This window comes from Vibrio sp. 10N.286.49.C3, from assembly GCF_041469545.1.
Taxonomy (GTDB): Bacteria; Pseudomonadota; Gammaproteobacteria; order Enterobacterales; family Vibrionaceae; genus Vibrio; species Vibrio tasmaniensis_A.
In genome coordinates, this window is record NZ_JBFRKT010000024.1 from 50,162 (window position 1) to 60,658 (window position 10,497).

Consider the following 10,497-nt stretch of genomic DNA (forward strand, 5'->3'; position numbering starts at 1 on the left):
ATGGCATATTATGCCTATTGTATATATTTTTGTTAACTATTACTTTTATGTTCCTAGCATTAACTAAAAAATAAAATAGTTCTTACTCGAAAGATAAACCACTGGGGTCAAGTCTTGCCTTTTATTACATTTACCCTGTTACTAACACAATTCTTTCCAGTTATGATTTCGCCACTTTTATCAATAAAACCTAAACAAAAAGGCCTCGCAATGCGAGGCCTTTGATTTTTCTATCTATCAGAAGAGATTAGTCGCGAAGTGCTGCGCCGAATTTCTCTGAAATTGAAGCTACGATAGCATCTACTGAACCAGCGATGTCTGCATCTTCAAGTGTGCGCTCTACAGACTGTAGGCTAAGTGCGATTGCTAGGCTCTTCTTACCTTCTTCAACGCCTTGACCAACGTATACGTCGAACAGTTTAGCGCCTGTTAGGAATTCGCCACCAGCAGCGATACACGCTTCAACGATGTCGCCAGAAGCTACTGCTTCGTCAACAACTACTGCGATATCACGACGGTTTGCAGGGAACTTAGATACAGCTACTGCTTCTGGAAGCACGCGAGTGTTGATAGCTGCCCATTCGATTTCGAATACGATAGTGCGGCCGTTAAGACCAAACTTACGCTCTAGTTCTGGGTGAACAGTACCAATGATACCCACTTCTTTGCCGTCTACTACGATAGCCGCAGTTTGACCTGGGTGAAGTGCTGGGTGCTTAGCAGATTTGAAACTGTATGCGATTTCGTTTGCAGAAAGCTCAAGAACGGCTTCTAGGTCACCTTTAAGATCGAAGAAATCTACAGTGTTAGTTGCAATGTCCCAGTGCTCTTCGCCACGAGTACCAGAGATAACGCCCGCAAGCATCATTTCTTGGCGCATGCCGTTTTCAGCTGTTGCTTCAGGGATGAAACGTAGGCCTGATTCGAATAGACGAACACGAGACTGTTGACGCTTCTGGTTGTGAACAACTGTGTTTAGAAGACCTTGGATTAGGCCAAGACGCATTGCTGACATGTCCGCAGAGATTGGGAATGGCAGGATTAGCGGCTCAACACCAGGTACAACAAGTTTTTGCTGTTCTGGTTCTACGAAGCTGTATGTGATTGCTTCGTGGTAGCCACGGTCTACAAGAAGGTCACGAACGCGCTTAAGCGGTTGGTTAGCTTCTTTGTGGTCATTCATTTTAAGTGCCGCTTTAGGCGCTTGGTTTGGAATGTTATCGTAACCGTAGATACGACCTACTTCTTCAATTAGGTCTTGCTCGATTGCGATATCAAAACGCCAAGATGGAGACGTTGCCGTCCAACCAGCTTCAGTGCTCTCGCTCTCTTCAACAACAGTAACTTCACAACCTAGGCGAGTAAGAATTTCCACTACGTCTGTAGATGGGATTTCGTGACCTAGTAGGCTGTCTAGCTTAGCGCGACGTAGAGCAACTACGTTTGCTTTAGGAAGATCAGCTTCAGATTCGCTGCCGTTTACTGGCGCAACTTCACCACCACAGATTTCAACTAGAAGCTGTGTTGCACGCTCCATTGCTGCTGCTTGAAGTGTTGAATCAACACCACGTTCGAAACGTAGAGAAGAATCAGTATGAAGGCCGTAAGCACGTGCGCGACCACGGATGTGATCCGGTGCGAAGAATGCCGCTTCAAGAAGAACGTCAGTTGTTTCAGTAGTAACACCAGAATCTTGACCGCCAAAGATACCAGCGATTGCTAGTGCTTTGTTTTGGTCAGCGATAACAAGTGTGTTGCTGTTTAGTTCAGCTTCGTTGCCATCTAGAAGTGTTAGCTTTTCGCCCTGCTCTGCTAGACGAACCACGATACCGCCTTCGATCTTAGCAAGATCAAATGCGTGCATTGGTTGGCCTTGCTCTAACATCACGTAGTTTGTGATGTCTACAACTGGGTCGATTGAACGGATACCACAACGACGCAGTTTTTCTTGCATCCAGATTGGAGATTCCGCTTTCACGTTTACGTTCTTAACCACACGGCCAAGGTAACGTGGACAAGCATCAGTTGCTTTGATTTCAACAGATACTGTGTCTTCAATGCTTGTAGCAACAGCTTCAACTGTTGGCTCTGTAACGTCTGCGCGGTTTAGTACGCCAACTTCACGAGCAAGGCCACGGATGCTGAAGCAGTCTGCGCGGTTTGCTGTTAGGTCTACGTCGATAGTTACGTCGTTAAGCTCAAGAAGCTCACGTACGTCCATACCTAGTGTTGTGCCTTCTGGCAGCTCAAGGATACCGTCAGACTCTACGTCGATACCTAGCTCAGAGAAAGAACAAAGCATGCCGTGCGATGGAACGCCACGTAGTTTTGCTTTCTTGATTTTGAAGTCACCAGGAAGTACTGCACCAACTGTTGCTACTGCTACAGTTAGGCCAAGACGACAGTTAGATGCACCACATACGATGTCTAAAAGCTCTTCTTCACCAATGTCGATCTTTGTAACTTGTAGTTTGTCTGCGTCTGGGTGCTGACCGCACTCAACCACTTTACCTACTTTAACGCCGGTGAAAACACCCGCAACAGGTTCTACATCGTCAACTTCCAAACCAGCCATAGTGATTTGGTGAGCTAGCTCTTCGCTGTTAATTGCAGGTTTAACCCACTCGCGTAGCCAAGATTCACTGAATTTCATAGTTTTGACTGCCCCGGATTACTTGAATTGTTTAAGGAAACGAAGGTCGTTCTCGAAGAACGCACGAAGGTCATTTACGCCGTAACGAAGCATCGTTAGACGCTCTACACCCATACCGAATGCAAAACCAGAGTATTTCTCAGGGTCGATGCCAACAGAGCGAAGTACGTTAGGGTGAACCATGCCACAGCCTAGAACTTCTAGCCATTTGCCATCTTTACGTTTCACGTCAACTTCAGCTGAAGGCTCTGTGAACGGGAAGAATGAAGGACGGAAACGCACTTCAACTTCTTCTTCAAAGAAGTTACAAAGGAAATCGTTAAGAATACCTTTAAGTTGTGCGAAGTTTACGTTCTCATCAACTAACATACCTTCCACTTGGTGGAACATTGGCGTGTGAGTTTGATCGTAGTCGTTACGGTAAACACGACCCGGAGCAATGAAGCGGAATGGCGGTTTGCCGTTTTCCATCGTACGGATTTGAACACCAGAAGTGTGCGTACGTAGCATTAGATCAGGGTTGAAGAAGAAAGTATCGTGATCAGTACGAGCTGGGTGATCGTCTGCGATGTTTAGTGCATCAAAGTTGTGGAATGCATCTTCGATCTCAGGGCCAGACTCAGTGCTAAAGCCAAGCTCACCAAAGAACTGTTCGATACGCTCAACTGTGCGAGTAACTGGGTGAAGACCACCGTTCTCAATGCGACGACCAGGTAGGCTCACATCGATAGTTTCTTCAGCTAGTTTCGCTTCAAGCTCTGCACGTTGTAGTGCGTCTTTGCGAGCTGCGATCGCTTGTTGAACAGCACCTTTCGCTTTGTTGATCTCTTGACCAGCAGTGCGACGCTCTTCAGGTGGAAGTTTACCTAGGCTTTGTAGTTGAAGAGTTAGTTCACCCTTCTTACCTAAATACTGAACTCGCACTTCATCAAGTGCGACTAACGAATCTGCTGTATCAATAGCAGTCGTTGCATTAGCAATGATCTCTTCTAGATGTTGCATCATTTCCTCATCTACCAGTTGGTAGTGTCCGTATCGGATGATTAGTTTTTTTAGATAGCTACACATAGTAATCAAACACGCAACCAATGCCAAATTGAATCGTTAAAAGAGCAAGTTATTGACTAAAAACACGGCAAATTTAACGTTAGGAATCAGAAATTCATTCAAATCAGCAAAATCAAAGAGAAACGGATACATAAACGTCACCAAGTGAGACAGTTTGATTACATTCGGCGAACCTTAGCTGAGGCCGTGATGTTCACAAGAGATGGATATGGAGAGTGGGACTGAGGAAGGAAACCAAAGAGCGAGGTTTGAAGCCATCGCTCCTTGGTTTTCTGATGAGATCGGTTTGCAAAATAGATAGCGAATCAAAATAGCGAATATTTAGAAATAGTACTCCAACGCTACCTCAACAAAATCATCCTTGCGAGCGAAGAACAACAAGTCTTCTGGGGTTTCGTTCTCAAACAACCAAGCGTTCAATCGCCACTTGAGATTGTTATTGATTCGGCTTGATGCTTCCAGCTTTGCACTGTAGACATCGCTGTTATCTAAGTCTTGAGTAATGCCTGTAAGCACTTCGGTGCCGTCTTCATCATTCAAGGCGAAGCGAGCCCCGAGGAACACATCGTTTTGGCCGATGGTTTGGGCATTGTTACCTCTGCTGTCATACAAGTATTCCGCGATGAAGCCGATGTCCCAATAGGATTCAAGCGCCCCAACCCATGTGTATTCAAAGCCTGTCGCCACGCCTGTGTGGTTGTCGTAACTGTCGCGATAAATACTTTCCAGCTTCCATAACCAGTCACCAATAATGCCTTGCACATCGAGTCCGAAGTGCTGCATTTGCGCGTAATACGGCTTGAGCTGATTGCCCTCTACACGGTAATAAGGGTCGCGATTTGTGCCGCCTAAGTAGCTTAAACCGACATCCCAATCACCGTACATTTGGCTATAGCGCAGCGCGACATCAGCGTGCTTTTCTTCTCTCGAAGATTCGTATAGCGCATCGTCCGATACAGGTACAGTCGGCCTTAATCGACCATCTTCCCCTGCGAAGGTACGCTCACGAAAATACGGCAATAACATGGCATCGATGGTTCCCCAGTCTTTAATCGAGGTGAAGTGCACCATGGGCTGACCCAACTTAGATTCAACATCGACCGATTCAATGGCATCGGTTTGGTTTACCACATCCACCAAGTGCGCCGATTCGGTCACGCCCCAAAACACCTTCCCAACACCTGCGCGCAGTTCGTAATCATCCCAATACGTGAGGTACAGAGCTTCTCGAACGTCGCCATGGGTTCGCTCATCATCTTCACTGTCTAGGCGATAAAACGGCGTGAAGGTAAAGCTGCCGTTGCCCTCTTGTTGTTCCCAATAAAACTCTGGTTGTAACACCAGTGAGCTTTGTCCTTTATCTTGCCCTTGCAAGCCGTCGCTAAAGAACTGCCTGTGTTCAAGGTTAACCTGCCCTGCTAGCTCAGGGGTGACCTGTTCTACGAACTCAGAGCTAAAGCCTGCCGCAACACATGGCAACGACACTTGCATTAGCCCAACTGTCGCCGCCAAGGTTAAAGATAACTGCGTTCCTGTTAACACAATCCTTTTCATATTCTTGCCTTACTTTGCACGTTTGAGTGTGTTTTTCTGGAAATCTTTGTCCTTAAGACCGGTCTGGAACGCTAAATCTGTCGTGGTTAGTACCGTGCTCTTGCCTGTTTGGTGGTTTTGCATCGACATAGTGTGCGCGCGCCAGTATTGGTTTAGGTATTGTTTATAGTCTTGGAATGACAGGGTTTTTAGTAATGCGCCTTTACGGTCGTAAAACTCAACCTGAACGGGGCGGTAATATTGTTGGTCTAGCCATACTTTCTGCATGGTGTAGCCAGAGTTTTTGTCGGTCGGTACTTGCTCTAAAACAAAGGTATCGACACCTTCTATTTTGGCGTCTTCAATGTAGTTGAAGGTGTACTTTTCTAGCTCAAACGAGCTTAAGTCTTCGTAAGAAAATTCACTGCCCATAAACGGGCCCGATTTGTTGCGTGAAGAGATGCGCTTTACACGTTTAAGAGCAGGTAAATACAACCATTGGTCATCCGATTTAGAGATGTGTGAATGGTTTAAGAAAGCCGTGCCTTTTACGTCACGTGGCTCATCAAAAATGGTCAGCCCTTTGTCGCCATCGTCATCCACTTCTAACGACTTCAATCGCATTAGACGTGAGCTGCTTTCGCCCTGTTTGTTGCGAAGTAGCATCTCCATGGTCGCGACAGAATCGCCCCACCCCATATCCACGGCTTTGCGTTGCTCGGCAATTTCTAGGCCTTTCGCAGGGTCTGCTAATGCAGGGAAAGCCGCGAATGCGCCTACTGTTAACGTGCCGACGGTTAATGAGCTGACGGAAAGTAATGTGGTAACGAATGATTGTTTAGCGCTTTTCATAAATTTCTCCTTGAGTCAGCCCACCGCAGCAGGCTGACGATTCCTTATTTAGTCGAAGTAGACAGTTCGCCAGTCGAGCTAGGCTGTGGCTTGGTGTCAGGCTTTGATTCGTGCTGAGGTTTATCTGCATAGTGAGTCTGTTTGTCGAAGATCATCAGTAAGCTCGGTAACAAGATGAAGTCGACTACTAGCGCAATGAAAATCACAATCGCACTGAGTAAGCCCATGTCGGAATTGAGTCTAAAGCTCGACATCGCCAGTACAGAGAAACCAGCCACAAGCACGACCGTGGTGATCCACAGTGCGCGGCCAACAGTGTGGAAGGCGTAACGAACGGCTTCTTCTGCTGATTTCCCTTCCATTCTGGCGCGTTGGTATTTACTCAAAAAGTGCACTGCATCATCGACAACGATACCCAGTGTGAGCGTGACCACGACTGACAAACCTAGGTTGATTTCACCAGAGATCAGCGCCCATAAACCAAAGCCGATAATTGCCGGGGCAATGTTTGGCACTAGGCTGATGATGCCTAAGCGAACCGAGCGCAGTGCGAAGATCATCAAGCCAGAGATAAGCACTAAGGTAATAGGCAGAGTTGATAGCATGCTCGCCATGTTGGTTTCGCCAATGTGAGCAAACATCAGTGATGGGCTCGATGCGACCACTTCATACTGAGGTGCATTAGCCGCAAACCATGAGTAGATGCGCTCTTCGAGTTCAACCAATTCCACACTGCCTAGGTTGTCCACCGTCAGCACCATTTTGATCGATGATTTATCGACGTTGATTTGGTTGTTCAAGTCCAAACCGTATGGCAGAGACATTTCGTAAAGCAGTAAGTATTGCGCGGCGAGTTCACGGTTAAGTGGCAGTTGGTAGTAACTGTCGTCATCGCCATGCATGTTCTTATTCAAACGCATGTAAACATCGGAAAGCGTGGCCACGTGGTCGGTTTCTGGTTGTACGCGTAGCCAATCAGTAAAGTCACCAATCGCTTGTAAGAACACAGGATCGGCAATCGCTTGAGATTCGTTGGTTTTGACTGCGATGCTGATGGTGGTCATGCCGCTTACGGTCTCTTCCATGAAATCGGCGGCTTGTCTGAACTCACTTGAGGTATCGAAATACTTCACCGATTCATCATTCACTTTGTTGAGTGGAATTAACGCGGCAGCGCCAACAATCACAAGAGTAGAAATAGGCAGCAGTGCTTTACGGTTAGCAACGACAAAATCGCCGAGCTTATCCATGAAGGTCACTTTATCTGCCGCCAATGGATTTGCTGGCAAGCTCTTAACTGGCAACAGTTTTAACAGCGCAGGAAGCATGGTCACAGAGAGGAAACACGCGATGATCACGCCCAATGCCGACAAGTTACCGAAGTCTCGTAATACGGGAGAGTCCGACATGTTCATCATCAAGAAACCAATCGCGGTGGTCACCGAAGTAATTAAGATCGGCATCGCATTAAGCTTGATGCTGTATTGAATGGCTTGTGCTTTCTCCATCCCGCGCTGCATCGCTTGTCTCATGGTCACAATCACGTGAACACAATCGGCAACGGCAAGAGTTAACACTAAGGTTGGAACGTTAACCGTTGCGGTGCTGAGGAACATCCCTGCCCAGCCAGACAAACCCATGGTCGCGACAATCGAGGAGATAATCACAACTAAGGTAGCCACCACACTAAAGAACGAGCGCAACATAAAGGTGAGGAACACCAACACCACCAACAGCATTAACGGCACGAGCGTTGAGCTGTCTTCTTGGGCCGACATCATAAACGCGTTGTTCATGGCAATGATGCCCGCTTTATGGAATTCGACATTCGGATAATCGGCTTGGTACTTACCAATCATGGTGTTGATGGCCGCGATCACTTCTTGCACTTCAGCAGTTTTATCCACTTCGGGCAATTGCACGGTGACGTTAACAATCGTCACATCACCAGAGGCCGACACCAATGCGTTCTTGAGCAGTGGTTCGTTGAGCGCGATCTGTTTTACTTTGGCGATTCGCTCTGGTGTGTGCTCATATTCTTCGTACAGCAAGTCTTCCACCAAGAGGTCATCTTCAATGGCTTCGGTATGCTGATAATTGGCAAGCGAATCGACACGGCTTGAGTACGGGATTTGCCACGCATCGACCGTGAGGTTTTGAATTAGGGTAAGAGTTTCTGGGGTGAAGACATTGCCATCTTCAGGTGCGACAACAATCGCAAGGTTGTCGGTTTTTGCAAAGGTGGTTTGGATTTCGTCGAACGCCATCAACTGTTTGTTGGTGCCTTCGAAGAAGATGTTGTAGTCCCCTCTAAAGTAGAGGTTCTTTGCCCCTAATGCAGTGAGAATAATGATTGAAAAAACCACTAGCAAAACGATAAACGAACGCTTGGTCGGTATTGAGTGCCAACTGTTATTTAGATCCCCGTTTACGCTATCGACATTACGGTTATCTCGATTTTGGTGATCGAAAGCGGGCTTCTGGCTGTCATGTTCCATCACAGTCTCCATTTGTGACGATTCGTCATAGTTGTGTCTTAAAAAGCCAGCCGAAGCTGACAAAAGACACAATTCTTAGTCATATACTCAAGAAAACCAAAACCACACTAGGCAAACTCAAGTTTATGACGAATCGTCACTAATGGTTATTAATAAACCCACACGAGTGGGCTTAATGGAAGATTATCGACCTACTGACTCTAGGTAAGCGACTTCTTCACTGAACAGTTCTTGTTCTACACGGCGCCAGGTTTTGCGGTAATCCCAATCGCTAGAAAGGGGCTGCCAATTTAGGCCGTCTAGTAGCATGTTCGCGTTATGTAATACTGAATACGGGTCTTGTAACCGCTTGATACAATGACTGTTTGATGCGTTCTGAGACAAGGCATTTGAACCAAATGCGATTGACCAGTTAGCAAACACGATGGCATCTGAACCCACACCAGAAGAGAACTTAAGGTCACCGGCTTCTACTGCTCGGTTTACCATTGAATCGGCTTGTTCAATCACCAACTCTTCCAGTTCATTCATCTCGGTTACACGTGCACTAGACGCTTTCTCTAGTACCCACGGGCTTTTCGCCATGATCGCACAGGTTGATAGTACCGGTTCCATGCGAGCATAGATTCGGTAAGCAACGTGCAGTGCGACAATCTTTTCACGTGTGTTGCCTTCAAACTCTCCAGAACGAGCAAACATCAATGCCTCGGTCTTTAAAGAGTGAATACACAAGGCTAAAACCACGTCTTCTTTGCTGCAAAAGTGATTGTATATCGTACCTTTAGAATAAGAACTTGCTGCCGTTAGCCTATCCATCGTGAGGTTTCCGAACCCTTGTTCTCGAACCAGATCTTTTGCTAACAACATCAATTCTACTTCTCGGTCTGCTATAGACTGCTGCTTTTTAGACAACACGCCTTTGCAACCAAAGATACCTTGTTTATCGCCTTTACAACCAAAGCCAAACATAATTTCTCAGTCCGTATTTGAGCTTAGCTATCATCTAAGCTTCGCCAGTATTTAAAACGCTCCTATCCAATATATTAACACGAATAGTAAATTCATGTAGTTAACCATTTTGTGACGCTTCGTCATTTCTGACTTATCGTCATAATAGCGCAAATATTGATCATATCAAGGTGTTTCATAAAATTAAATTCACTTTATGAATAGATGAGAAAACCATCAATAATCACATCGCGTTACTCACCAGCCTGCCGTCATTAACTGGCATAGCATCAGTAACCAACATAAGATCAATAACCGACACAGCAAGAAGCGCCTTAGTTTGGCGAAACCAATACAAGCCCATTACGCTGTCTTCATCTAAATAGAGCATGATGGTTTAGGACAGTCAGCTATTCGAGCCGAATGGAGGGGTACGTAAACCACGAGAATGAGTGAGTTCAGGTTCACTTTTTGGTGCAGACCTCTCCTTATGGTTAATATTTGGCTTACTAATGCCGTTTTCTACTAAGTTGCTATAAATTAGGTAAGGGGTGACTTACAATAGTGACAACGACTTACCTTTTTTGAGAACACGATATTGAGCGCCAAATATTCTTATTTAGCTTGGCAAGTGAATACTTCTAGCCCAGCAGAAAAGCTTGTTTTATTGATGCTTGCAGACGGTGCTGACGAATTCGGCTACACCAATGTGTGCTTACAAACAGCAGGTCAACTTTGTGCTCTCTCTACGTTTGGTTTAGCCGACTGCCTTAAGTGTTTAGTCGACCAAGGTTTTCTCGATAAGATAAAAGTAGATTATCGAGATCAAAAAGAGATTCACGTTTTCAAAATGCTCATTGAGCAAGAGCAAGCTACGGCGCACGTTGAGGTTCAACCGACCAACAGTATTCCTGTCTACTCTACGGCACCTGCACCTGCACCTGC

General features: G+C 46.1%; 7 protein-coding genes and 1 pseudogene. 1 reads left to right on the plus strand and 7 read right to left on the minus strand.

Features of this window, described 5'->3' with window-relative positions; all coding sequences use genetic code 11:
* Positions 1 to 247: 247 nt before the first annotated feature.
* The 7 genes from pheT to AB4180_RS11570 all read right to left on the minus strand — a co-directional run bounded on the left by pheT (position 248) and on the right by AB4180_RS11570 (position 9,943).
* Positions 248 to 2,653, minus strand: coding sequence for a phenylalanine--tRNA ligase subunit beta (pheT, locus tag AB4180_RS11540; RefSeq protein ID WP_054543214.1), 2,406 nt, complete (start codon positions 2,651 to 2,653; stop codon positions 248 to 250).
* An 18-nt stretch (positions 2,654 to 2,671) separates the two neighbouring features.
* A complete protein-coding gene (gene pheS, locus AB4180_RS11545) occupies positions 2,672 to 3,655 on the minus strand; it encodes a phenylalanine--tRNA ligase subunit alpha (protein WP_004734764.1) in 984 nt (327 codons plus the stop codon).
* Positions 3,656 to 4,042: 387 nt separating this feature from the next.
* Positions 4,043 to 5,275 (minus strand): hypothetical protein, encoded by a 1,233-nt coding sequence (locus AB4180_RS11550; protein ID WP_102249807.1) that lies wholly within the window; start codon positions 5,273 to 5,275, stop codon positions 4,043 to 4,045.
* Positions 5,276 to 5,284: 9 nt separating this feature from the next.
* Positions 5,285 to 6,106, minus strand: a complete 822-nt coding sequence (locus AB4180_RS11555) for an outer membrane lipoprotein-sorting protein (protein WP_102249806.1) — start codon at positions 6,104 to 6,106, stop codon at positions 5,285 to 5,287.
* A gap of 44 nt (positions 6,107 to 6,150) precedes the next feature.
* Positions 6,151 to 8,667: an RND family transporter gene (locus AB4180_RS11560; protein ID WP_102249805.1), complete on the minus strand. Its 2,517-nt coding sequence runs from the start codon at positions 8,665 to 8,667 to the stop codon at positions 6,151 to 6,153.
* 120 nt (positions 8,668 to 8,787) lie between these two features.
* The gene (locus tag AB4180_RS11565) at positions 8,788 to 9,573 is read right to left on the minus strand and encodes a TetR/AcrR family transcriptional regulator (protein WP_009847004.1); all 786 of its coding nucleotides are present in this window, start codon (positions 9,571 to 9,573) and stop codon (positions 8,788 to 8,790) included.
* A gap of 223 nt (positions 9,574 to 9,796) precedes the next feature.
* Positions 9,797 to 9,943 carry a hypothetical protein gene (locus AB4180_RS11570; protein ID WP_157936320.1) on the minus strand — a complete coding sequence of 49 codons (147 nt, stop codon included), beginning with the start codon at positions 9,941 to 9,943 and terminating at the stop codon, positions 9,797 to 9,799.
* Positions 9,944 to 10,150: 207 nt separating this feature from the next.
* Here AB4180_RS11570 and AB4180_RS11575 point away from each other — a divergent pair.
* Positions 10,151 to 10,497 (plus strand): annotated as a pseudogene (locus tag AB4180_RS11575) (hypothetical protein); the annotation flags it as partial.

Excerpts from the sequence above, each read along its gene's own strand:
- pheS (WP_004734764.1), bottom strand. The coding sequence starts at position 3,655 with ATGCAACATCTAGAAGAGATCATTGCTAATGCAACGACTGCTATTGAT.
- AB4180_RS11570 (WP_157936320.1), bottom strand. The coding sequence starts at position 9,943 with ATGCTCTATTTAGATGAAGACAGCGTAATGGGCTTGTATTGGTTTCGC.
- AB4180_RS11555 (WP_102249806.1), bottom strand. The coding sequence starts at position 6,106 with ATGAAAAGCGCTAAACAATCATTCGTTACCACATTACTTTCCGTCAGC.
- pheT (WP_054543214.1), bottom strand. The coding sequence starts at position 2,653 with ATGAAATTCAGTGAATCTTGGCTACGCGAGTGGGTTAAACCTGCAATT.
- AB4180_RS11550 (WP_102249807.1), bottom strand. The coding sequence starts at position 5,275 with ATGAAAAGGATTGTGTTAACAGGAACGCAGTTATCTTTAACCTTGGCG.
- AB4180_RS11565 (WP_009847004.1), bottom strand. The coding sequence starts at position 9,573 with ATGTTTGGCTTTGGTTGTAAAGGCGATAAACAAGGTATCTTTGGTTGC.